22 protein-coding genes and 2 pseudogenes are annotated in these 22,290 nt (G+C 40.3%); 18 read left to right on the forward strand and 6 right to left on the reverse strand.

Annotation, left to right across the window (positions count from 1 at the left end):
• Positions 1 to 22: 22 nt before the first annotated feature.
• Positions 23 to 535 carry a LolA-like outer membrane lipoprotein chaperone gene (gene lolA / locus CYO89_RS09770; protein ID WP_103598144.1) on the reverse strand — a complete coding sequence of 171 codons (513 nt, stop codon included), beginning with the start codon at positions 533 to 535 and terminating at the stop codon, positions 23 to 25.
• A 97-nt stretch (positions 536 to 632) separates the two neighbouring features.
• On the opposite strand from lolA, the pseudogene secA reads away from it, so the two are divergent.
• The 3 genes and pseudogenes from secA to CYO89_RS09780 all read left to right on the forward strand — a co-directional run.
• Positions 633 to 3,029: pseudogene (gene secA, locus CYO89_RS09775) on the forward strand (preprotein translocase subunit SecA); the annotation flags it as partial.
• 108 nt (positions 3,030 to 3,137) lie between these two features.
• Positions 3,138 to 3,239 (forward strand): annotated as a pseudogene (locus CYO89_RS10770) (SEC-C metal-binding domain-containing protein); the annotation flags it as partial.
• A 51-nt stretch (positions 3,240 to 3,290) separates the two neighbouring features.
• Positions 3,291 to 4,490, forward strand: coding sequence for an ABC transporter permease (locus CYO89_RS09780; protein WP_103598146.1), 1,200 nt, complete (start codon positions 3,291 to 3,293; stop codon positions 4,488 to 4,490).
• Positions 4,491 to 4,766: 276 nt separating this feature from the next.
• Here CYO89_RS09780 and CYO89_RS09785 read toward each other — a convergent pair whose 3' ends face one another.
• Genes CYO89_RS09785 through CYO89_RS09795 form a run of 3 tightly spaced genes read right to left on the reverse strand, consistent with a single transcriptional unit; the run spans position 4,767 to position 7,670 of the window.
• Positions 4,767 to 6,392, reverse strand: a complete 1,626-nt coding sequence (locus CYO89_RS09785; RefSeq protein WP_103598147.1) for a cation:proton antiporter — start codon at positions 6,390 to 6,392, stop codon at positions 4,767 to 4,769.
• A 3-nt stretch (positions 6,393 to 6,395) separates the two neighbouring features.
• Positions 6,396 to 6,770: a heat shock protein transcriptional repressor HspR gene (locus tag CYO89_RS09790; protein ID WP_103559065.1), complete on the reverse strand. Its 375-nt coding sequence runs from the start codon at positions 6,768 to 6,770 to the stop codon at positions 6,396 to 6,398.
• 3 nt (positions 6,771 to 6,773) lie between these two features.
• Entirely contained in the window at positions 6,774 to 7,670 is an 897-nt protein-coding gene (locus CYO89_RS09795) for a DnaJ C-terminal domain-containing protein (protein WP_103590658.1), read from the reverse strand.
• A 155-nt stretch (positions 7,671 to 7,825) separates the two neighbouring features.
• Here CYO89_RS09795 and CYO89_RS09800 point away from each other — a divergent pair, with 155 nt between their 5' ends.
• The 5 genes from CYO89_RS09800 to CYO89_RS09820 all read left to right on the forward strand — a co-directional run bounded on the left by CYO89_RS09800 (position 7,826) and on the right by CYO89_RS09820 (position 13,177).
• Entirely contained in the window at positions 7,826 to 9,229 is a 1,404-nt protein-coding gene (locus tag CYO89_RS09800) for a Do family serine endopeptidase (RefSeq protein ID WP_103598148.1), read from the forward strand.
• A gap of 97 nt (positions 9,230 to 9,326) precedes the next feature.
• Positions 9,327 to 10,004 (forward strand): response regulator transcription factor, encoded by a 678-nt coding sequence (locus CYO89_RS09805; RefSeq protein ID WP_002940190.1) that lies wholly within the window; start codon positions 9,327 to 9,329, stop codon positions 10,002 to 10,004.
• Positions 10,004 to 11,245, forward strand: a complete 1,242-nt coding sequence (locus tag CYO89_RS09810; RefSeq protein ID WP_103598182.1) for an ArsS family sensor histidine kinase — start codon at positions 10,004 to 10,006, stop codon at positions 11,243 to 11,245. The genes CYO89_RS09805 and CYO89_RS09810 overlap by 1 nt, the downstream gene beginning before the upstream one ends.
• A 30-nt stretch (positions 11,246 to 11,275) precedes the next feature.
• Positions 11,276 to 11,713 (forward strand): pyridoxal-5'-phosphate-dependent protein, encoded by a 438-nt coding sequence (locus tag CYO89_RS09815; RefSeq protein WP_002940300.1) that lies wholly within the window; start codon positions 11,276 to 11,278, stop codon positions 11,711 to 11,713.
• A 9-nt stretch (positions 11,714 to 11,722) separates the two neighbouring features.
• Entirely contained in the window at positions 11,723 to 13,177 is a 1,455-nt protein-coding gene (locus CYO89_RS09820; RefSeq protein WP_430516212.1) for a potassium/proton antiporter, read from the forward strand.
• A 339-nt stretch (positions 13,178 to 13,516) separates the two neighbouring features.
• Here CYO89_RS09820 and CYO89_RS09825 read toward each other — a convergent pair whose 3' ends face one another.
• Positions 13,517 to 13,720, reverse strand: coding sequence for a hypothetical protein (locus CYO89_RS09825; protein ID WP_103598149.1), 204 nt, complete (start codon positions 13,718 to 13,720; stop codon positions 13,517 to 13,519).
• Between the two features lie 52 nt (positions 13,721 to 13,772).
• On the opposite strand from CYO89_RS09825, the gene CYO89_RS09830 reads away from it, so the two are divergent.
• Positions 13,773 to 13,952 carry a transformation system protein gene (locus CYO89_RS09830; protein WP_103598150.1) on the forward strand — a complete coding sequence of 60 codons (180 nt, stop codon included), beginning with the start codon at positions 13,773 to 13,775 and terminating at the stop codon, positions 13,950 to 13,952.
• Positions 13,953 to 13,990: 38 nt separating this feature from the next.
• Here CYO89_RS09830 and CYO89_RS09835 read toward each other — a convergent pair whose 3' ends face one another.
• Complete coding sequence (locus CYO89_RS09835) at positions 13,991 to 15,262, reverse strand: O-acetylhomoserine aminocarboxypropyltransferase/cysteine synthase family protein (protein WP_103598151.1); 1,272 nt, start codon at positions 15,260 to 15,262, stop codon at positions 13,991 to 13,993.
• Positions 15,263 to 15,367: 105 nt separating this feature from the next.
• Here CYO89_RS09835 and CYO89_RS09840 point away from each other — a divergent pair, with 105 nt between their 5' ends.
• The 9 genes from CYO89_RS09840 to hemC are packed head-to-tail and all read left to right on the forward strand — an operon-like array spanning position 15,368 to position 22,290.
• The gene (locus CYO89_RS09840; RefSeq protein ID WP_087581825.1) at positions 15,368 to 15,700 is read left to right on the forward strand and encodes a hypothetical protein; all 333 of its coding nucleotides are present in this window, start codon (positions 15,368 to 15,370) and stop codon (positions 15,698 to 15,700) included.
• Entirely contained in the window at positions 15,697 to 16,320 is a 624-nt protein-coding gene (locus CYO89_RS09845; RefSeq protein WP_103598152.1) for an HAD family hydrolase, read from the forward strand. The genes CYO89_RS09840 and CYO89_RS09845 overlap by 4 nt, the downstream gene beginning before the upstream one ends.
• A 48-nt stretch (positions 16,321 to 16,368) precedes the next feature.
• Positions 16,369 to 16,623, forward strand: a complete 255-nt coding sequence (locus tag CYO89_RS09850; protein ID WP_103569463.1) for a DUF2018 family protein — start codon at positions 16,369 to 16,371, stop codon at positions 16,621 to 16,623.
• Entirely contained in the window at positions 16,616 to 17,047 is a 432-nt protein-coding gene (locus tag CYO89_RS09855) for a hypothetical protein (RefSeq protein ID WP_103598153.1), read from the forward strand. Before CYO89_RS09850 ends, CYO89_RS09855 begins: the two co-directional genes overlap by 8 nt.
• 10 nt (positions 17,048 to 17,057) lie before the next feature.
• Complete coding sequence (locus tag CYO89_RS09860) at positions 17,058 to 17,951, forward strand: polyprenyl synthetase family protein (protein WP_103598154.1); 894 nt, start codon at positions 17,058 to 17,060, stop codon at positions 17,949 to 17,951.
• Positions 17,951 to 19,234: a glutamyl-tRNA reductase gene (gene hemA / locus CYO89_RS09865; RefSeq protein ID WP_103572203.1), complete on the forward strand. Its 1,284-nt coding sequence runs from the start codon at positions 17,951 to 17,953 to the stop codon at positions 19,232 to 19,234. The genes CYO89_RS09860 and hemA overlap by 1 nt, the downstream gene beginning before the upstream one ends.
• Positions 19,224 to 20,924: a proline--tRNA ligase gene (locus CYO89_RS09870; protein ID WP_103598155.1), complete on the forward strand. Its 1,701-nt coding sequence runs from the start codon at positions 19,224 to 19,226 to the stop codon at positions 20,922 to 20,924. Before hemA ends, CYO89_RS09870 begins: the two co-directional genes overlap by 11 nt.
• Positions 20,921 to 21,352, forward strand: a complete 432-nt coding sequence (locus tag CYO89_RS09875; protein ID WP_002940399.1) for an FxsA family protein — start codon at positions 20,921 to 20,923, stop codon at positions 21,350 to 21,352. Before CYO89_RS09870 ends, CYO89_RS09875 begins: the two co-directional genes overlap by 4 nt.
• 8 nt (positions 21,353 to 21,360) lie before the next feature.
• Positions 21,361 to 22,290: a hydroxymethylbilane synthase gene (hemC, locus tag CYO89_RS09880; protein ID WP_103598156.1), complete on the forward strand. Its 930-nt coding sequence runs from the start codon at positions 21,361 to 21,363 to the stop codon at positions 22,288 to 22,290.

Raw genomic sequence — 22,290 nt, forward strand, 5'->3', positions numbered from 1 at the left:
TTTGGCTAAAAGCTAGCCAAATTTATTGATTTACGATGTCGTAACCTTGTGGGATAACTGGAGTTAGCGTCTCTTGCGGGATGAGCGCGTCTTTTACAGGGTTGCTTAAGGTTATCTTTATCTTATTTGAAAGCTTGTCTTTATAGTCAATCGTCGTTGGAAGCGTGTTTTTTATCGTTATAAAGTACTCAACTCCGTCATATATCGCCTTATAAAGTGTCGGCTGGATTTGCTCTGCGTGAGCTAAGACCTGCGTCAAATTTGGCGTATCATCTAGCCTTGAAATGATGGCTTGCTCAAGCTCATCTTCGATCACGACCACTTTGTCTTTGTCAAAGTAAATCCTCTTTGGTGTTGGACTTTCATATATCCAAAGCGCGGTGTTGTCGCTTTTAGCGTAAAATCTACCTTTGTAATTTACACTTTTTCCCTCGCTAAAGACAGTTTGCGTAAAGTCACTTTGCAGGCTTTTAAAATTTAAGCCAGCGCCAAATGAGCAAACTGCGACAAGAGATGCAACTAAAAATTTTCTCATTTTTTATCCTTTTTTGGCGTATTCTAGCCCAGTTTAATTAAATAAATAGTTAAACTATGCTAAGATCCAAAGTTTAAAAATTTAGGAAGGTAAAGTAATGATTTCATCGGTATTTAGAAAGATTTTTGGCACGAAAAACGATAGAGAAGTCAAAAAATATATAAAACGTGTGGCGCAGATAAACGCGCTAGAGCCTACATATGAGAAGATGAGCGACGATGAGCTTAAGATCAAATTTAACGAGCTAAAAGCCCAAGTCGTCGAAGAGAAAGTCACTTTAGATCAAATTTTAAATGATGTCTTTGCGTTAGTTAGAGAGGCTAGCAAAAGGGTGCTTAAGATGCGCCATTTTGACGTGCAACTAATAGGCGGCATGGTACTAAACGAGGGCAGGATCGCTGAGATGAAGACAGGCGAGGGTAAGACCTTGGTTGCGACTTTGCCAGTTATCTTAAACGCGATGAGCGGCAAGGGCGTGCATGTAGTAACTGTAAATGACTACCTTGCAAAGCGTGACGCGACGCAAATGGGCGAGCTTTATAACTTTTTAGGCTTAAGCGTCGATGTGATACTAAGCGGTGGATATGACGATGAGGTAAGACAAGCTGCCTATAACGCCGACATAACATACGGCACAAACTCAGAATTTGGTTTTGACTACCTTCGTGACAATATGAAATTTGAAGCTGGTCAAAAGGTGCAAAGAGGCCATAACTTCGTTATCGTCGATGAGGTCGATAGTATCTTGATAGATGAGGCTAGAACACCACTTATAATCTCTGGTCCAACAAACCGCACGCTTGATGGCTACATAAGAGCCGATCAAGTCGCAAAACAGCTTACCAGAGGCACTCCAGCTGATCCAAACGTACCTGGCTCAAAGCCAACTGGCGACTTCATAGTAGATGAAAAAAATAGAACGATAATGATCACAGAAGCTGGCATAAGTAAGGCTGAAAAGCTATTTGGGGTTGAAAATTTATACAACCTTGAAAACGCCGTGCTAAGCCACCACCTAGATCAAGCTCTAAAAGCACACAATCTCTTTGAAAAAGACGTTCATTACGTCGTAAAAGATGGCGAAGTCGTCATAGTTGATGAATTTACAGGACGTCTAAGTGAGGGCAGACGCTTTAGTGAGGGGCTTCACCAAGCGCTTGAAGCAAAAGAGGGCGTGAAAATTCAAGAAGAGAGCCAAACGCTAGCCGATACAACATATCAAAACTATTTTAGGATGTATAAAAAGCTTGCCGGTATGACTGGTACGGCTCAGACAGAGGCTACCGAGTTTTCTCAAATTTATAATCTTGAAGTTATCTCGATACCTACAAACGTGCCAGTTAAGAGGATCGATCAAAACGACCTTATCTACAAAACTCAAAATGAGAAATTTAAAGCGGTCATCGACGAGATCAAAAAAGCTCACGAAAAGGGTCAGCCAGTACTTGTGGGAACTGCAAGTATCGAGCGTAGTGAGGTGCTTCACGAGATGCTTAAAAAAGCTGGCATCCCACACTCTGTGCTAAATGCTAAAAACCATGAAAAAGAGGCTGAGATCATCGCGCAAGCTGGCGTAAAAGGCGCTGTGACTATCGCTACAAACATGGCTGGACGTGGTGTTGATATCAGGATAAACGACGAGGTGAGAGACCTTGGCGGTTTATATATCATCGGCACCGAAAGGCACGAAAGTAGAAGGATAGATAATCAGCTCCGTGGCCGTGCTGGACGTCAGGGCGACCCTGGTATGAGTAGATTTTATCTAAGCTTAGAGGATAATCTTTTAAGAATTTTTGGTAGCGACCGCATAAAAGCGATCATGGATAGACTTGGTATCGACGAGGGCGAAAGCATCGAGAGCCGCATGGTGACAAGAGCTGTTGAAAATGCTCAAAAGAAAGTCGAGAGCTTGCACTTTGAGGCTAGAAAGCACTTGCTTGAGTATGACGACGTGGCAAATGAGCAAAGAAAGACCATCTATAAATACCGCGACGAACTACTTGATAAAAACTATGATATGAGCGAGAAGATAGCTCAAAATAGGGTTGAATACGCTACAAATTTACTTGATACGGCTGAAATTTTCCATGGCGGTTTGAAAGATGACTATGACATTAAAAATTTATGCTCTATCATCCTTGCAGACTGCGGCGAAGAGATCGACGAGAACGAGCTAAAAGGGCTAGAGTATAATGAACTAGTAGAAAAAATAGCGCAAATTTTAGAGGTTAGATATAACGAAAAGATGAGCGTGTTAAATGAGGAGCAAAGAAAAGATATAGAGAAAATTTTATATCTTCAAGTGCTTGATAATGCGTGGAGAGAGCACCTTTATCAGATGGATATCCTAAAAACTGGCATCGGTCTTAGAGGGTATAATCAAAAAGATCCGCTAGTTGAATATAAAAAAGAGAGCTACAACCTCTTTATGGAGCTAGTTGGTAGGCTAAAAACTGAGAGCGTTAAGACGCTTCAAATCGTTAGATTTAAGAGCCGAGAGGAGCAAGAAGAGCAAGCTAGGATGATGCTTGAAGCTAGTCAAAATGCTGAAAATGAGCCTCTAAACTACAATAACCAAGGCGAAGATGAAAATTTCACGCCAGAAAAAAAGATACCAAGAAACGCTCCATGCCCTTGCGGAAGCGGTAAAAAATATAAAGATTGCCACGGCAAAAGTGGCCCTAAAAAAGGCATATTTGCTTAAAATTTCTACTTTTAAGGCGCCAAAGCGCCTTAATCTTTTAAAGGCTATTTGATGACAAGCTTACCAAAGTATCTACTTTTTAAATATTTAAGATTTGATAAAACTCAGCCATTTATCGCTCTAAGCGCCTTGCTTGCCTTTCTTGGTGTTAGCATTGGTCTTATGGTTTTGATCGTTGCGATGGCTATTATGAACGGATTTGATAAAGAATTTGAGCGCAAGCTTTTTACGATGAACTATCCAATAACTGTTCAAAGCGCCTTTAAAGGATCGATCGATGATGGCTTTGTAGATGAACTAAAGGCTAAATTTAGCGACCTTAAATTTAGTCCATATATCAGCACGCAGGTCATCTACCGCTCGGCAAATGCACTTGAAGGTGGGCTAATTTATGGCGTAAATTTTAAAGATGAAAAGCAAATAAACTCGGTCGTAAATGAAGCTTTAAAAGACAAAGAGCTAGAGGGCTTTGAGATACTTGTGGGAAGTGGCATAACGAGTGAGTTTAGGCTAAGAAACGATGAAAAACTAACGCTTATCTTTACAAAGGCCGATCCAGCTGGCTTTTCACTAACGCCAAAGATGAAGCGCTTTGACATCGGCGGCTCATTTACATCTGGGCTCATCGCCTACGATAAGGCGTTTTCATATACTTCAGTTGATGCATTAAGAAAAATTTTGGACTATCCAAAGGGCGTTTATGATGGAATTCACATCTTTTCAAACAAGCCATTTGATGATATAAAAAGGGTGCGCGAAGGCCTTCCAGCAGGCACGGTTGCCATTGGCTGGTGGGAGCAAAATGGCAACTTTTTCTCAGCGCTCGCACTTGAAAAAAGAGCACTTTTCATCGTTTTGATGCTTATTATCCTTGTGGCGTCGCTAAATATAATAAGCTCACTACTAATGACCGTGATGAACCGCAGGCAAGAAATCGCCTTGCTTTTAGCACTTGGAGCTAGCAAAGGCGAGATAAAAAGAAGTTTCTTTTATCAAGGGCTAGTTATCGGCGGTGGTGGCATTATATTTGGCTTAGTGCTTGGCTTTTTGGGGTTATTTTTACTTGGAAATTTCAACATCATAGACCTGCCAGCTGATGTCTATGGCTCAAGCAAACTACCACTTGAACTCTCAACTCTTGATCTTGTGCTTATCGTAGTTGGGGCTGTATTTATCGTGGCTATCTCGTCTTACTATCCAGCCAAAAAAGCCACAGAGGTAAATGTCCTTCAAACTTTAAGAAATGAGTAAAAGCATGGCAAAGCTAGGCTTTAAATTTAGTTTTTAAAAGCATATTATTGCCAAATATGCTTTTATTTTAATTTGCAATAAATTCTATTTTTTATCTTTTAATAGCCATCAATTTTTACTTCTTTCTCATTAAGACTAGCATTGATGCTGCGGCTAGACAAATTTTTTAGCTTCTTATTGTCTCTATTGTTTCTTATGCAATCAAAAAAGTTACTAATAGTTTTATCAATTTATTTAAACAAACTTAAAAAAACGTGTTTTAAGAAGCTAAATTTACTACGCTCTTACGTCGTGGTCAATCTTGCACTGAAGGGCTTCATGAACAAGTGTTTTTGCCATGACGCGCTCTTCGCTTATAAGGTGGAAATTTGCATCTAGCTCGCCAAAGATATCTTTGTTGCCCTCGCCATTTGCTTTGATGATAGTCTGGATATTTGCGCCGTAGTCTTTGATCTTTTGCGCGATTAGCTCAACTCTTTGCTCGTTGCTAACTGTTATGATAACGGCTGCTGCGTCGTTTAGGCAGGCATTTTCAAGAGTGTCGCTTTGCAGCACGTTTCCTAAAAATACATTTTCCCCGCGGCTTCTGCCAAGCTCAACTAGGCTGATATCATTATCAAGTACGATGTATAAAAGCTTTGTCTCTTTTAGCCTCAAAACCACCTCTTGGCCAAGTCTGTCGTAGCCAAAGACGACGATGTGATTTTTTAGTTTTTGTGGCTTTAGGGCGTCATTTGACTCGATCACTATTTCGCGCTCGACGAGATCAGCTATGACGTCAAGCTTTTTAAGTATAAAAGGCGTCGCAAACATAGATATAACAGAGGCTGCGATGAAAATTTGAGCAGTTTGGACATCTAGTAAATTTCTAGTAGTCATTAGCCCAAAGACAGCCAGTGCAAATTCGCCGATCTGACAGACGCTAAGTGCGGTTTTAGCAGCGACCCTGCGTTTTAAGTAGATATTTAAAACAGCAAAAACGACGATGGCTTTTACGACCATTATGCTAAAGACTAGACCTAGAACTAGCCAGATATTTGAGAGCACGACTACAAAATTTATCTGCATGCCAACGGTTATGAAAAACAGTCCAAGAAGTAGATCTCTAAAAGGTATGAGATCGACCTCGATCTGGTGCTTATACTGCGTCTCTGCCATCATCATGCCAGCTAAAAATGCACCAAGAGAGTATGAAAAGCCAAAGAAGTGAGCTAGTGTGCTGGCGCCAACGACTAAAAAGAGGATCGTTGCGATAAAGACCTCTTGAGAGTTTGTCTGAACGACTTTGTAAAATATCCAGTTGATGACGTATTTGCCGAGCAAAAATAGCACAACGATAAGGATAACCGCACTCGTAAAAGTCTTTAGTAAAAGCTCATTTATCGAGGCATCTTGCGAGCTAAACATATCTATCATAAGCAAAATAGGGATGACGGCGATATCTTGAAATAGCAAAATTCCAAGCGCCTTTCTACCATAAATTTTACTTACATCGCCATTGTCATTTAGCGTTTTTAGCACGATCGCAGTTGATGATAGAGCAAAGGCAAGACCTGCGATAAGCGCTGTCTCGTCCTTTAGATGAAGCGCGTAGTAAAGCATCACGCCCATCACAAAGCCGCTTAAGCAAACTTGCAGACCGCCATTTAGAAAGACCTCTTTTTTCATGCTCATCAGGTGCTTAAAGCTAAACTCAAGTCCGATCGTAAACATCAAAAATGCGATACCAAATTCAGCTATATGAGAAATTTCATCGTTGCTTTTTAGGTTGAAAAATTCTGATATAAGCGTGCCAGTTACGATGTAGCCGATGATGGTTGGTATCTGAAATTTCTTAAAAATGACATTTAACGCGACTGAGATCGCAGCGACAAGCAAGAAGCCTTCTAAAATTTGTTCCATAAATTATTTTTTGCCTTCGTAAAATACAAGATCAAAGCTACTTTTTCTCTTCACAAGCGATCTTTTGGTGCTAGTTTGACTGGTAGCTTCGTGTAATTTTTTATTTAACTCATCAATAGTCGATTCTAAATCGTCAATTTTCTCTTTTAGCTGAAGTATCACATCAACACCTGCTAAATTTACGCCAAGTTCGCGGGTCAAATTTAGTATCGTTTTGACGCGATCAACGTCTTTTTGTGAGTAGAGCCTCATCTTGCCATCTGTTCTTGAGGGTTCAACTAGTCCCTCTCTTTCGTATTGTCTTAAAGTTTGTGGATGTATGCTTAAAACCTTTGCTACAACGCTTATTAAAAAAAGTGGTTCTTCGTAATTTTGCATTTTTTACTCCGGTAATTTTTCTTTTAACTCTTTTACTAAGCCCTCGTCAAGCTCACTGATATTTGGAAGTTTTACCCTGGCTTTTAAGTAAAGATCGCCATAAATTCCACTCTTTCTGTTTTGTACGCCGTATCCTTTCAAGCGGATCTTCGTGCCTGTTTTTGAGTTCTCAGCGATTTTGATGGTTACATCTTTTTTATATGTATGCACATTTATCTTGCCGCCAAAGAGCATAGTTTTTAGTGGAATTTCTACATCTTTATATAGATCATCGCCAACTCTTTCATACTCGTCGCTTGGTTCAACGCTAATGGCAAGTATAAGATCGCCAGTTTGACCGCCAGCACTCTTGCCTTTGCCTTTTATGCGAAGTTTTTCGCCGCCTTCTATACCGCTTGGGATCTTTATCTTGATGCTCTCGCCATTAAAATTTATCTTATGTTCGCCGCCAGTTACAGCCACGTCAAATGGTATAGAAATTTTGGCATTTACATCTAGATCAGCTCCGCCAAAGCCAAATCCGCCTCCGCCAAAGCCTTCAAATCCTTCAAAACCTCCGCCAAAGCTACTGCTAAATTTAGCGCCACCTCCGCCAAAGCCGCCTGAGAAGATATTTTTCAAGATATCGTTTAGATCGCCCATATCGGCTGAACCTCTGGCAAAGTCATGGAAATTTTGACCGCCAAACATATTATCGCCGTATTGATCATATTGGGCACGTTTTTTCTCGTCACTTAAAATTTCATAAGCAGCGTTTATCTCTTTAAATTTATCCTCTGCTCCAGGGTCTTTGTTGATGTCTGGGTGGTACTTTCTAGCAAGTTTTCTATAAGCTTTTTTTATCTCGTCGCTTGATGCGCCTTTTGAAACTCCTAAAGTTTCATATAAGCTTTCGCTCATATATTCTCCTTATGTTTTTTGACACGGATTATATCACAAAACTTTAGTCTATGCAAGTCAAGTTTATTTTTATTTACAAAGGAGAAAAAAGCGTTAAGATTTTATTTTTAAGCTCTATTTATAATTTCAAGACATTTTCAATTTAAAGGAAAAAAATGAAAAAATTTATGCTAATTTCATTAGCGGCAGCTTCTTTGCTAATGGGAGCTGATATTAAATTTAACGAAGCAAACCAAGATGTAACTAGAGTTTCGCCGTTAAGTGATAAAAATAGTGTGCTCTCATACTATGACTCTATCGCTCAGGCAAAACTTTCAGTTGTAAATATCTCAACTACAAAAACAGTAAGCAACGCTGGCATCGAGCAGATGTTTAATGACCCGTTTTTTAATGAATTTTTTGGATTTAACTTTGCAAAACCAAAAGAGAAAGAAAAGACAACTTCTCTTGGCTCTGGCGTCATCATCTCAAATGACGGCTACATCGTTACAAACAACCACGTCATCGAAGATAGCGACCAGATCGTTGTGACCTTGGCAAAGGGTGGCAAGGAGTATAAAGCCAAGCTAATAGGCAGCGATCCAAAAACCGATCTAGCCGTTATAAAGATAGAGGCAAATGGGCTAAATGCGATCACATTTGCTGACTCGTCAAAGCTACTTGATGCAGATGTCGTCTTTGCTATAGGCAATCCTTTTGGCGTAGGCGAGAGCATCACTCAAGGTATCGTCTCAGGGCTAAATAAAGATGATATCGGACTTAATCAATATGAAAATTTCATCCAAACAGACGCCTCTATAAACCCTGGTAACTCAGGTGGTGCTTTGGTTGATAGTAGGGGCTATTTGGTCGGTATAAACTCAGCCATACTTTCAAAAAGTGGAGGCAACAACGGCATTGGTTTTGCGATCCCATCAAATATGGTAAAAGATATCGCCAAAAAGCTGATAACAGACGGCAAGATCGAGCGTGGATTTATCGGCGTAACTATCGCAAATTTAACTGATGAGCAAAAAGAGCTTTATACAAATAAAGAAGGCGCTTTAATAAGCGGCGTAGAGCAGGGCATGCCAGCAGATGAAGCAGGGCTAAAAAGAGGCGACTTGGTCATCTCAGCAAACGGCAAAGCTATCAAAAACGCAAATGATCTTAAAAATTTCATCGGCTCACTAACTCCAAATAGCAGTGTTGATATAACTTACGAGCGATCAAATAAAATCATGAATACAAAAATCAAGCTTGTAAATATGGACCACAACGCAAAAGATGCGACAAAAAGCGTCATCATTGATGGTCTTAGCGTTAGTAATCTAAGCGATGAGATAAGATTTAAATATAAGATCAGCCCAGACACTCAAGGTGTGCTTGTAACTGACGTAAAAAGCGGCTCAAAAGCTGAAGATTTTGGCTTTGAAAAAGGCGATGTGATCGTTCAAGTTGGCGAAGAGAGCATAAAAGATATTCAAACATTTGCAAGCACAGTTAAAAACGCAAAAGGCAAAAAGACGCTAGTGTGGATAAACCGCGGTGGCATCATGCAAGGCCTTGTTATAAAATAACTACTTAAGAGCTGAAATTTCAGCTCTTAACTCTTTTAAATTTTTAAAACCTTTATCTGCTATAATCTTTAAAAATAAATTTACATCAGGAAAGATCATGACTAGAATTTTAATGATAGAAGATGATATGGAGCTTGCTGAAATTTTAACTGAATACCTAGAAAACTACGACATAAAAGTAACGACGGCCGAGGAGCCATATATCGGACTATCTACTTTAAATACAAGCGAATTTGACCTAGTTATCCTTGATCTTACGCTCCCTGGCATGGACGGACTAGAGGTGTGCAAAGAGATAAGAAAAAAGCACAACATCCCTATAATCATCTCAAGCGCAAGGCACGATATAACAGACAAAGTAAATGCCCTAGATAACGGCGCGGATGATTATTTGCCAAAGCCTTATGACCCACAAGAGCTTCTTGCTCGTATAAAAAGCCATCTAAGAAGGCAGAGCATAGCCCCTGCAAATGAGGCAAGAAATTTAAACAAAGACTTAGTTTTGAAAGAATTTGAACGGGAAATTTTATTTAAAGGAAGCGTGCTAAATTTAACTGCAGCGGAGTATGACATCTTAAAATATCTGCTTCAAAAAGAGGGCGGGGCGGTCACTAGAGAGGAGCTCATCTATAACTGCGAGAGCATAAATGAAGATAGCTCAAACAAAAGTATCGATGTCATCATCGGCAGAATTCGCCAAAAACTAAATGAAAATCCAAAAGAGCCAAAATACATCCACGCGATCCGTGGTATCGGCTATAAGTTGGTCCTTTGATGCCAAGATCTTCTATATTTATCACGATAACATTTATCTTTGGGCTTGCGCTAGTTTCGATATTTTTGGCGTTTTTGTGGCTCATGGGTTTTGATAAACAAAACTACACAAGAGAGCTAAATAACAAATACTCAAACGTCGCTAGGACAAATTTACTATATATGGGCGGCATCATAAATAAAGCTCAGTACGACCGCCAGCTCTCAAACATCGATATGCCAGAGATCACAGCTAAAAAGGAAAAAGAAGAAATTTTAAAAAATGCAGCCGTTTTAGAAGAAATTTCAAGTGATCTAGGATCAAGTGCTATCTTGCTTTATGATAAGCATCACTACCTAAAGATCGAGCATTTAGACGAGCTAAAGCTTTTGATGGATAAAGAATTTCAACCTTATAGATACGAGGTGATAAAGGCTGTGTTTGCCGTAGTTGCAGTCATCTTGCTAGCTGCTTATATCTTTGTAATTTACAAGATAAAGCCACTTAGAAAGCTAAAGCGTCAGATCGTGAAATTTGCAAATGGCGAGCTTGACGGCGTGCAAAATGTCGGCAACGGTAAGGATGAAATTTCTGAAGTTTCAGAGGCATTTTATGAAGCTGTTTGTCAGATCAAAGCACTAAATGATTCAAGGCATCTTTTCTTAAGAAATATCATGCACGAGCTAAAAACACCTATCACAAAGGGGCTGATCGCTGCTCAAATGATAGAAAAAAGTAAAAATCAAGAGAGGCTAATCTCTGTCTTTCACAAGCTTGAAAATTTGATAAACGAGCTTGCAGCGATCGAGCAGATCACTTCAAAGATAGGACTTACCAATAAAACGCCTTGCCTTATGAGAGATCTCATCGACGAGGCTATCGATATAGCGATGGTTGAAAAGGAGCATGTTGGCATTAGCGAGCTTGATGAGGTTAGGGTGATGGTTGATTTTAAGCTATTTTCAGTAGCTATTAAAAATATGATAGATAATGGCATAAAGTATTCAACCGATAAGCACGTAAATATCATGGTTAGCAAGGATCATATGAAATTTATAACCCAAGGCGAGAAGCTAAAAAACGACCTTGACTTTTACATCCAGCCATTTATCAAAGGCGAGGATGCGCAAAAGAGCTTTGGCTTAGGTTTATATATAGTTAGCAACATCCTTGAGGCTCATGGACTAAAATTTGGCTATGAATACAAAAATGGAATGAATGTCTTTATTTTTGAAAATTTACAAGATATAATAGCGGCGTAAAATCAAAACCGCAAAAAAAGGAGTGTAAAAATGGCGGCAAAAATCTTCTCAGCAGTTGATATTTTATCAATAATCGATCTTGAGATAGCTTTTATAAAGCGATACAAAAACGTAAAGGACTATGCGAAAAATTTATCTCTGATATATTTTTCTTTGCCAAATAGTAAAGAATATGGCGAAATTTTTGAAAAAATCCTAAGACAAACAGACGTTGTCATAAGAGAAAATGAACACTACGTAGTCGTGCTTCACGGCACAAACGAAAGAGGCGCTAGCGAGCTACTAACTGGCATACAAGAGTTTTTAAACGCTGAGCCGATCGATCTAGTAGTTACCTATCCAAAAGATGGAAAAGACGCAAAAGAGCTTGCTATAAAACTTCAAGATGAGATAAAAGATAACTACGGTGTCTTGCTTGAGATGCTTGTAAATCAAGATAAATTTGAAGTTTTTGAAAGTATAATTTAATATAATTTTGTGGAGTTTATTTGGAGAATTTACTACTATTTTTTTGCAGTTTTGCTTATAACTAGCATTCTTTTAAGTAAGATCTCTGATAAATTTGGAATTCCATCTTTAATAATATTTTTAGGCGTTGGCATGCTAGCTGGCTCAGATGGCTTGCTGGGCGTAAATTTTGATGATCAAATGATCGCTCAAAATGTCGGCATGCTAGCACTTATTTTTATACTTTATGCTGGTGGGCTAGATACTGATTTTGCAGCGATTAAACCTATCTTTGGTAGAGGTTTAGCGCTTGCTACACTTGGTGTTTTCTTAACTGCGCTAGCCATCGCTCCAGTTGCAAAATATCTGCTTGATTTTACCTGGGCGGAGGCCTTTTTGCTAGGCTCCATTATCTCTTCAACAGACGCAGCAGCGGTATTTGCCATACTAAGAGCCAAGAAAATTTCACTTAGAAATAGCATTGCGCCATTGCTTGAACTTGAATCTGGCTCAAACGATCCAATGGCGATATTTCTAACTATGACGATCGTTCAAATGATCTCACTAAATAGCACTCCAAGTGCGTCAGAGTGGGCGATCACACTTATTAAGCAGTTTGGCATAGGTATCGCTATGGGCTATTTATTTGGCGTTGCTTTGCCAGCCATCTTTAATAGACTTCATCTAAAAAGCTGGGGCCTTTATCCGGTTTTTTCTATCGCTTGGATATTGCTTTTATATACGCTTTGCTTTAAAATCGGTGGCAATGGCTATTTGGCTGTTTATATTGCTGGAATTTTTATAAATAAAAAAGAGTTTTCTCACAAGAAAAATTTAGTCGGTTTTCACGATGGTATCGCTTGGACGATGCAGATAGTGGTCTTTTTAACACTTGGCCTTTTGGTAAATCCATCACAACTTCCTGCAACTGCGCTGTTAGCACTTGTTTTGGCCTTGTGGCTTATGTTTTTTGCAAGACCACTTGGTGTTTTTGCATCGCTTGCATTTTCAAAATTTAAGATAAATGAGCAAATTTTTATCTCCTGGGTTGGGCTAAGAGGCGTCGTGCCAGTTGTACTAGCTACCTATGTTTATGTCGATGGCGTACGTGATGCGGATATGATTTTTAACATTATATTTTTTATGGTTTTGATTTCTATTTTGATACAGGGCATGTCGCTTGGCTTTGCAGCTGATAAATTTAAGGTCAAAGAGAGTGAGCAAGAGGATGTTAAGGCAGTAGAAAACTCGCCGATCTTAAGCTATACGCTTCACCAGCATACCATCCACTATGGCTCAAAACTAATTGGCAAAGATTTGGCTCAGCTTGAGCTTCCAACTGAGTTTTTAATAATCCTAATAAAGCGTAAAAACGAGTATCAAAAGCCAACTGGCTCAACAATCTTTGAAGAAAATGACCTATTACTGATACAATGCGAAAATCAAGTGCTTTATCAAGATACGATTAAGTATTTGACTTATTAAAATTTTGATAAAACTTGCCACATTTCATTTCTCTTTGTAAATTTTAAAACTTTACTCGCTTGCCTTAGCAGGCTACTAAATTTAGGCTACACTTCGTTTAGCACTAAATTTAGAGCCGTGATATGCTCGCTCATAAATTTTAAAATTTACTAGAATTTCAATAAAACGCATGCAGTGCGAAGCACTGAGGCATGCACCTCTAACGTCGTCGGGGTTAGGGGATTGTTAAGGGGGAGCTTCTTTGCTTCGCAAGCTCGCAACTGCAAGCAGACCGTAACCCGAGTCCCCTTGACTCCCTTTTGATAAATTTATATCTCAAAGCAAATTTTAAAATTCCACTCACTCGCAAAAATTGACTACTAAAATTTGGCTTCGCTCATCGCTTAGCTCATCGCTTAGCTCAAATTTTAGAGCCGAAATTACTCGCTCATGAAATTTTAAAATTTGCCAGAGCTTCATATATACAAAATTACCTACTAAAATTTGACCTCGCTTATCGCTTAGCTCAAATTTTATAGCCAAAACAAATCTGTTCAGTATCATTTTATTTTGCTTTTTATAAAATCACCAAAGCACTAGCAAAATGGGAGGCAAAATGCTTGATAGTATCATCCTTGCAGTCTTGGTATATTTCGCAACATTTTTATTTATGTTTTTTATACTCGCCTTTTTTGCCTTTTGGTATATAAGCGTGCCGCTACTTGCCATATATATCGTTATAAAATTTCTAAGGCATGCAAAAGAGTGCGAGAGGACATGCGGCAAGCTTGAGTAAATTTTAAATTTCTAGCCCAAAAAGAGCTAGAAATTTGTTTATTCTAAGGCTTGAGCCAGATCGGCTATCAGATCCTCGGCGTTTTCAAGGCCTATGCTAACTCTTATGAGCTCTTTTGTGATGCCAGCTTTTACAAGCTCTTCGCTACTTAGCTGCTGGTGAGTTGTCGATGCTGGGTGCGTGATGAGCGACTTTGTATCGCCGATATTTACCACGATCTTAAAGAGTTTTACGCGCTCTAGCATCTTTTTTGCGCGCTCGAAGCTATCAGTTTCAAAGCAAAATAGCCCATTGGCCATGCCGTCTTTAAAGTATTTTTGCGCCTTTGCGTGATCTACGTTATCAGCAAGCCCAGGATAAGCCACACTTTTTATATGCTTGTGAGAGTTTAGAAATTTAGCCACTTTTAGCGCGTTTTGCGAGTGTCTTTCAACCCTAACAGCGAGCGTTTCAAGCCCTTGTATAAGCTGCCAAGAGTTAAACGGAGAGATCACAGCGCCGATGTCGCGCACGATAGCTAGCCTCATTCTTAGCGTGTAGATGTCGAAGTTGTCGGTCATATCAGCATAGACGATGTCGTGGTAGCTCGCATCTGGCACGTTAAAGTGCTCATATCTCTTGTTGCCTTTTAGCTTTTCATTTAGGTGATTTGCGCTGACGACCACGCCTGCTAGGCTAAGACCCTGACCGCTCATATATTTGCTAGCGCTATGCACGCAAACATCGACGCCGTGGCGAAGTGGCTGAAAGATGATAGGCGTTGGCACGGTGTTATCAGTGATGCTGATGATGCCATATTTGTTTGCGATTTCTACGATTTTTTCGATATTTGGGATAGAAATTTGCGGATTTGAAAGCGTTTCAAAAAATATAGCCCTAGTTTTATCGTCTATCAAACTCTCCAGATCATCGGCCGTGTCGCTGTCAAAGACTCTGGCCTCTATGCCAAATCTTTTTAGTGTGTGCGTAAAAAGCACCGTTGTGCCGCCATAAATTTTCTTAGCGATGATGATATTATCACCTGCTTGGGCTAAATTTATTATGCTGTAAAACAAAGCTGACTGACCGCTTGCAGTCGCTATCGCAGCGGCTCCGCCCTCAAGTGCGGCGACCCTTTTTTCAAAGATATCTGTCGTTGGGTTGCTAAGTCTTGTGTAGATGTAGCCACTATCTTTTAGATCAAACCTAGCAGCTGCTGTCTCGGCACTTCCAAAGTCATAAGCTGTGCTTTGAAAAATAGGCACAGCCATCGTGCCAAAGCCCTCGTTTGTGTCGTAGCCTACGTGGATCGCAGCGGTTTCTTGCCTCATTTTTGCTCCTTGTTTGGTAATTTTGGCGTAAATTATACATTAGCAAAGCCAAAATTTAGGGGATAAAATCAAATTTTGATATAATTTGCCAAAAAAAGGAAAAATTTGAACCAAGTCACGGACAAATTTAAGCGTGTAAAATATCTTCGCGCGCTAGAAAAATTTGCAAAATCAGCGATAAACGGGCTAAAAAGAGATGACTTTGACGAGACTGAATTTCGCCAAAGAGTGGAGAAAAACGCGAAAGTCATCGAAAAAGTAGAGGCTGTTTATCTTGATCAGCCATACTCAAAGGCGCTAGAAAATTTTATAAATTTGCTTATCAAAAATGCCTCAAAAGAAGAGCTTTTAAAGGCGGCAAATCTACTCGATAAGCTAAAAAATCAAAAGACATATAAGAAAGAAAAACATAAAAATAAATTTAAGGATGAGGATTGAAAGTAGTTATTTTTGATATGGATGGCACGGTGATCGATAGCGGCGAGGCGATATATAAAACGGTAAATGAAGTGAGAGATGAGCTAAATTTGCCGCCACTTGAAAAGGAATTTATCATAAAAGCGATCAATGAGCCAGGTAGAAATTTAGCCCTTGAGTTTTACGGCATCGACACGCCAAGCAGGAGCTTAAAAGAGGGCTTTGAAGAGAAATTTAAGAAATTTTACGATGAGTGTGCGACTACCTATGAGGGCGTAAAAGAGCTTTTGCAAAAGTGCAAAGATGCTCACTACAAGGTCGTTTTGGCAAGCAACGCACCGCACGATACGCTAGAGAAAATTTTAAAGAAAAATGAAATTTATGAGCTATTTGACGAGGTCATCGGCGCTAGTAAGGAGATACCGCAAAAGCCTGATCCTGCGATGCTTTACTTAGCTGTTAGTAAAACAGGGGCTAATAAAGCGATCTTTATAGGAGATAGCCTAAAAGACGAGCTAGCCGCCAAAAATGCAAATATGCCTTATGTGCAAGTTTGCTGGGGATTTGGCGAGGAGAGCAAAACAGCCACGTATAACGCCAAAAATGTTGGCGAGGCTTGGGAGATAATATTAAATTTTTAACTTAGTTTTAATTGGCTATAATCTTAAGAAATTTTCAAAGAAACAGCGATGATAGATATATTTGAGGGCAGTGCGAGAGATAAATTTTATGACATTTTGTTTAACGCAAATGCCGTTTTAGTTAAAAACGAGATAGATAAAATTTTTGAGAAATTTGTGGCTATGAGCGAGCTTTGCGAAAAGCATGGCATTGGCGAAGATGAGATCAGAAATTTTACAGCCTCAGAGCAAGATAAAATTTATAACGGAGTAAATGACCTATATATCGAGCTTAGCGGAGAAATTTTAAGCCAAAATGAGTAAGATTTTTGCGCTCATTGCTTTGCTAGCCGCTCTTGTCTTTGCAAAAGAGCCAAATTTTGACCCAAATTCGGTGCATGCATTTGAGCTTAAAAAAGATGAGTGGGCGAGGGTCTTTATAACCGAGAAAAAAACTCAAAGAGTTGAGACGTTTGACTTTCGCTGGACGCTGTTTGATAGCACAAATATCACTGTGCAGAGCTTTTTTAGGCGCTATCCAAGGCAGATGGTCTTTTCACTAAGACAAGGACAAAACACCTACATGCAGCGAGTTTTGCCTGATTTTATGATGCCGCCAAACGAGAGCGTGAGCCTTTATATATCATTTATTGATTTTAAGGATAAAAAGGCGCATTTTAGGGTGGCGCTACTAGATGAGAGCAAGCGTGTGGATGTGGGTTTTAGAGATCCGCACGAGGATAAATAGAAGGATAAAAATGGATAAAATCGATGAAATAATGAGCAAATTTATAAGCGAGCTTGGCTATAAAGAGGCGTTTGAGATGTTTTTAAAGATAAGCTCAGGCAAAAAGCTTCGCTCAAAACTTCTTTTAAAGATCGCAGGCGAGAGTGAAATTTCACTTAAGCTTTGCGCTATCATCGAGCTCATCCACCTTGCAAGCTTATTGCACGACGACGTCATAGACGAGGCAAATATAAGGCGCGGCAAACCAAGCATAAACGCACTTTTTGGTAGTAAAAACTCAGTCATGCTAGGCGACATCCTCTACTCAAAGGCTTATTTTGAGCTTACAAAATTTGATCCAAGCATCGCAGCTGTCATCTCAGATGCGGTCAGCAAACTAAGCATTGGCGAGATGATGGATGTGAAAATGGCTGAAAATTTTAATGAAAACGAGCAAGAATACTTAAAAATGATCTACTATAAAACAGCTGTTTTGATAGAAGCTACGGCTATTTGTGGGGCAAAGCTAGCTGGCAAAGATAGCGAGAAATTTGGCATTTATGGCAAAAATTTAGGTCTTGCATTTCAGATCGTTGATGATATATTAGACATCACTCAAGATGAAAAAACGCTTGGCAAACCAGCGCTTAACGACTTTGTCGAGGGCAAAACAACGCTTCCTTACATTTATCTTTATAAGAGCCTAGATGAGGCTAATCAAGCAAAGCTTAGATCGCTTTGGGCAAAGAAACTAAACGCGGACGAAATTTCATGGCTAAAAGAAAAATTTGATAAAACTAGCTCACTTAGCAAGGCTATAAGCGAGGCTAAAAGGCTTGGAGCTGAGGCGATAGAAGCGATAAAAGAGTATAAAAACGCCGAGCTTGAAGGGATCATAAAAAGCATGATAGATAGGGAATTTTGATGCACTATTTAGACATAAGTTTTACATATAAAAATACTGATATTTCGGTCAGAGAGAAGCTTGCCTTTGATAGTGACGATAAAAAAGAGCAAATTTTAAAACTGATAAACTCAAACAAAAACATAAAAGAGAGCATGGTGCTAAACACCTGCAACCGCGTCGAGATCATAGCAAGTGTAGAGGATGTAAAGGCTGCTACTGCCCACATAATCAGGTGTATGTCGATATTTTCAGGCGTTTTTGAAGATGAGCTTTATGAGAGAGCTGACATCTACGAAAACAGCGGTGCTGCACACCACCTATTTGCCGTGGCAAGCTCGCTTGATAGCCTAGTCGTTGGAGAAACGCAGATCGTTGGCCAGCTAAAAAATGCCTTTAAATTTGCCTATGATAATAACTCATGTGGCGAAGACATCAGCAAGATCATCCACTACGCATGTAAGTGCGCTGCCAAGGTTAGAAACGAAACTCAAATTTCTAAAAACCCGATCTCAGTCTCAAGCGTCGCCGTGGCAAAGGCAAAAGAAATTTTTGGCACGCTTGAAGGTAAAACGGCTATCGTCGTGGGCGCTGGCGAGATGGGTGAGCTAGCAGCAAAGCACCTCATATCAAGCGGCGCAGAGGTCATCATCATAAACAGAAGCTCTGAGCGCGTCGAACAGCTAGTTGATAGCCTAGGAGATAACGCGAGCTGGGATAGCATTTTGAAGTTAAAAGAGTATGTAAATAACTACGATCTCATCTTTTCAAGCACTGCAGCCCCGCACGCCATCATCACAGGCGAGATCATCGAGCCAAGAGAATTTCACAGATACTTTTTTGATATCGCCGTGCCAAGAGATATCGATCTTTTAAACACAGAGCTTATCAGCGTCTATACGGTCGATAGTTTAGAAGAGATCGTGCGTAAAAATTTAGCCCTAAGAGAGGAGCAGGCGCAAAAGGCCTACTCGATCGTCGGTCAAGATACGAGTGAGTTTTTAAAGACTTTAAAAGAAGATATGAGCGTGCCTCTTATAAAATCAATCCGCAAACAGGCTGAAATTTGCGCGAAAAACGAGCTAGAAAAGGCGATAAAAAAGGGCTATTTAAAACATAGTGATTACGATGAGGCGCAAAAGCTCATCCATCAGGTCTTTAAAGCCTTTTTACACCAACCAACGATGAAGCTAAAAGGGCTTGCAGACGAGGAGAGAGCTAGCGAGCTTTCAAACGGAGTTAAATTTTTATTTGACATAAAAGATGAACAAAATTTTCAAGCAGGAGATATAGATGAAATTTAGTAAATTTTACGCCCCAACGACCAAAGAAGCGCCAAAAGATGCATCTTTACCAAGCCATCAGTTTTTGATAAGAGGTGGCTTTGTTGAGCAGATCGGCTCTGGGCTTTACAACTATCTGCCGCTTGGAAAGATAATGCACGATAAAATTTCACGCGTGGTAAAAGAGGAGATGAACGAGGCTGGCGCGCTAGAGGTGAGCTTTAGCGTGGTTACTTCAGGCGAGCTTTGGAAGCAAAGTGGCCGATACAACGTCTTTGGCAAGGAGCTTTTGCGCTTTAAAGATAGAAAAGATAATGACTTTGTCATAAGTCCTACAAATGAAGAGGCAGCTGTTGCTTTGGTACGTGGCAAGGTGACTAGCTACAAGCAGCTACCGCTAAATTTATACCAGATAAACACCAAATTTCGTGACGAGGCAAGACCACGCTTTGGCTTGCTAAGAGGACGCGAATTTACGATGAAAGATGGTTATAGCTTTCACTCGAGCAAAGAGGATCTTAAGCGTGAGTTTGACCTTATGGAGGCAACTTATAGTAAGATTTTTACCCGTTTGGGGCTAAATTTTAGAGCTGTTGAGGCTGATAGTGGAGCCATTGGTGGTAGCGGCAGTAAAGAATTTATGGTACTTGCAAGTAACGGCGAGGATGACATACTTTGCTGTGAGGCTTGCAGATACGCTGCAAACGTCGAGGCTGCAAGGCGCAAGCCAAGAGTTAGCGAGGCTGAAGCGCCAGAGGCAGACGCGGCTAAATTTCTAACGCCAAATGCAAAAACTATAAAAGATGTGGCGGAGTTTTTCAAAGTTAGCGAGTTTTACTGCATAAAAGCCGTTATGAAAAAGGCGATTTATGAGGATAAAGAAGAGGTTGTGGTCTTTTTTGTAAGGGGCGATGACGAGCTTCAAGAGACAAAGGCGCAAAATGCTTGCAAGGCGCTAGAGCTTGTCGATGCTAGCGAGGCTGATGTGGCTAAAGCTGGGCTTGTGGCTGGATTTTGCGGGCCAGTTGGGCTAAAGGATGTGAAATTTTTTATAGATAACGAGCTAAAGGGCGCAAACAACATGATATGTGGCGCTAACGAAAAAGACTATCACTTTGTTGGCGTTAGTGTTAGCGGATTTAACGAAGAGAGATTTAAAGACCTTGTAAAGGTAAAAGAGGGCGATAAATGCCCAGTTTGTGGCGGAAATTTAAAACTTAGCAAAGGCATAGAAGTCGGTCATATATTTCAGCTAGGTGATAAATATTCAGCTGCGATGAATGCGACATATCTTGACGAAAACGGCAAGGCAAAGCCATTTTTGATGGGCTGCTACGGCATCGGAATAAGCAGGCTGATCGCTGTGATGATAGAGGCTAGCCACGATGAGAAGGGCTGCATCTGGAAAAAAGAGTGCGCGCCGTTTGACGTGGAGATCATCATCTCAAATTTAAAAGATGAAGCGGGCGTGAAATTTGCATTTGAGCTTTATGAGAGCCTTAAAAAAGCTGGCGTTAGCGTCATAATCGACGATAGAAACGAGAGATTTGGCGTTAAGATGAATGATTTTGAGCTTATGGGTTTCCCTTACGCGCTGCTTGTGGGTAAAGAATTTGCAAATGGCAAGGTCGAGTTTATCACGAGAGATGGGCTAAGCAAAGAGGCGATAGAGGCAGACGAGGCCTTTAGAAAGATAAAAGAAAGCTTATGAGATTTTTTGCATTTTTGTTTTTTTTGATAGAAGCGGTATTTATCTATCTTTTTGTTGATAAATTTGGCTTTTTAAACTACTTTCTTGAGGTGTTGGTCTCTGGATTTGTTGGCATCGCACTTCTTTTTAATGCTGGATTTTCTAGTTTAAATTCGCCTCAAGTGGCGTTTAAGAGCTTTATTGGTGGAAATTTATTTAGCCAGCTAGGGCTTAGCTTTGGCGGAGCACTGCTCTTTTTACCAGGGATTTTGACAGATATTTTTGGTATCGCCGTGGTCGTTTTTTCTTTAGTCTTTAAGAAAAATGCAGCGAAAAATGAGAGCTATCAGGAGTTTAAATTTCAAAACTTTAGCGAGCAGGGCAGTAGAAAAGATGATGGCGAGATCATCGACGTTGAGGTCATCGAAGAGCCAAAAAGAGTAAATTAGGAGTGATGATGAAAGAGATAAAAATAGCAACTAGAAAGAGCATCTTAGCGCTTTGGCAAAGCGAGCATATCAAGGCTAGGATCGAGGCGCAGCACAAGGGCGTGAAGGTCGTGCTTGAGGGCATGAAGACAAAGGGCGACGTGATCCTTGACACGCCACTAGCCAAGATCGGCGGCAAGGGGCTTTTTACAAAAGAGCTTGAAGATAGCATGCTAAAAGGCGAGACTGACATCGCCGTGCATAGCCTAAAAGACGTGCCAGTAGTCTTTCCAGAAGGACTTAAGCTAGCGGCCATTTGCTCACGTGAGGACACAAGAGATGCGATGATAAGTGAGAAATTTGCTAAATTTAGCGACCTACCGCACGGCGCAAAAGTCGGCACAACGAGCCTGCGCCGCAAGATGCAGCTGCTTATCATGAGGCCTGATCTTGAGATCATCTCGCTTCGAGGTAATGTGCAAACTAGACTTAGAAAGCTAAAAGAGGGCGAATTTGACGCGATCATTTTGGCGATGGCTGGCATAAACCGCCTAAATTTAAAGGCTGAAGTGGCGCACATCTACACATTTGGCTTTGACGAGATGATACCTGCGATGGGTCAGGGTGCTCTTGGTGTCGAGGCTAGAGATGAGAAGCAAATTTTAGAGCAGATTGACTTTCTAAACGACGAAAATGCAGTCATAGAAACGACCATAGAGCGTGACTTCGTAAGCGTTTTGGAGGGTGGCTGCCAAGTGCCAATAGGCATAAGCGCAAGGCTAAAAGGTGATGAAATTTCTATCGATGCGATCGTTGGCCTGCCTGATGGAAGCGAGTTTATAAAAGATAGCTTAAAGAGTAGCAAAGATAAATTTCAAAGCGTCGGCAAGGAGCTAGCGTATAAATTTATAGAAAAAGGGGCGAAAGAGCTTTTGAAACGCGCTGAAGAGATGGCGTAA

The sequence above is a fragment of the Campylobacter concisus genome, assembly GCF_002913765.1.
Lineage (GTDB): Bacteria > Campylobacterota > Campylobacteria > Campylobacterales > Campylobacteraceae > Campylobacter_A > Campylobacter_A concisus_BB.

Bases quoted from the DNA above. Each gene is read 5' to 3' on its own strand.
- lolA (WP_103598144.1), bottom strand. From the start codon at position 535: ATGAGAAAATTTTTAGTTGCATCTCTTGTCGCAGTTTGCTCATTTGGC.
- CYO89_RS09780 (WP_103598146.1), top strand. From the start codon at position 3,291: ATGACAAGCTTACCAAAGTATCTACTTTTTAAATATTTAAGATTTGAT.
- CYO89_RS09785 (WP_103598147.1), bottom strand. From the start codon at position 6,392: ATGGAACAAATTTTAGAAGGCTTCTTGCTTGTCGCTGCGATCTCAGTC.
- CYO89_RS09790 (WP_103559065.1), bottom strand. From the start codon at position 6,770: ATGCAAAATTACGAAGAACCACTTTTTTTAATAAGCGTTGTAGCAAAG.
- CYO89_RS09795 (WP_103590658.1), bottom strand. From the start codon at position 7,670: ATGAGCGAAAGCTTATATGAAACTTTAGGAGTTTCAAAAGGCGCATCA.
- CYO89_RS09800 (WP_103598148.1), top strand. From the start codon at position 7,826: ATGAAAAAATTTATGCTAATTTCATTAGCGGCAGCTTCTTTGCTAATG.
- CYO89_RS09805 (WP_002940190.1), top strand. From the start codon at position 9,327: ATGACTAGAATTTTAATGATAGAAGATGATATGGAGCTTGCTGAAATT.
- CYO89_RS09810 (WP_103598182.1), top strand. From the start codon at position 10,004: ATGCCAAGATCTTCTATATTTATCACGATAACATTTATCTTTGGGCTT.
- CYO89_RS09815 (WP_002940300.1), top strand. From the start codon at position 11,276: ATGGCGGCAAAAATCTTCTCAGCAGTTGATATTTTATCAATAATCGAT.
- CYO89_RS09825 (WP_103598149.1), bottom strand. From the start codon at position 13,720: ATGATACTGAACAGATTTGTTTTGGCTATAAAATTTGAGCTAAGCGAT.
- CYO89_RS09830 (WP_103598150.1), top strand. From the start codon at position 13,773: ATGCTTGATAGTATCATCCTTGCAGTCTTGGTATATTTCGCAACATTT.
- CYO89_RS09835 (WP_103598151.1), bottom strand. From the start codon at position 15,262: ATGAGGCAAGAAACCGCTGCGATCCACGTAGGCTACGACACAAACGAG.
- CYO89_RS09850 (WP_103569463.1), top strand. From the start codon at position 16,369: ATGATAGATATATTTGAGGGCAGTGCGAGAGATAAATTTTATGACATT.
- CYO89_RS09855 (WP_103598153.1), top strand. From the start codon at position 16,616: ATGAGTAAGATTTTTGCGCTCATTGCTTTGCTAGCCGCTCTTGTCTTT.
- CYO89_RS09860 (WP_103598154.1), top strand. From the start codon at position 17,058: ATGGATAAAATCGATGAAATAATGAGCAAATTTATAAGCGAGCTTGGC.
- hemA (WP_103572203.1), top strand. From the start codon at position 17,951: ATGCACTATTTAGACATAAGTTTTACATATAAAAATACTGATATTTCG.
- CYO89_RS09870 (WP_103598155.1), top strand. From the start codon at position 19,224: ATGAAATTTAGTAAATTTTACGCCCCAACGACCAAAGAAGCGCCAAAA.
- CYO89_RS09875 (WP_002940399.1), top strand. From the start codon at position 20,921: ATGAGATTTTTTGCATTTTTGTTTTTTTTGATAGAAGCGGTATTTATC.
- hemC (WP_103598156.1), top strand. From the start codon at position 21,361: ATGAAAGAGATAAAAATAGCAACTAGAAAGAGCATCTTAGCGCTTTGG.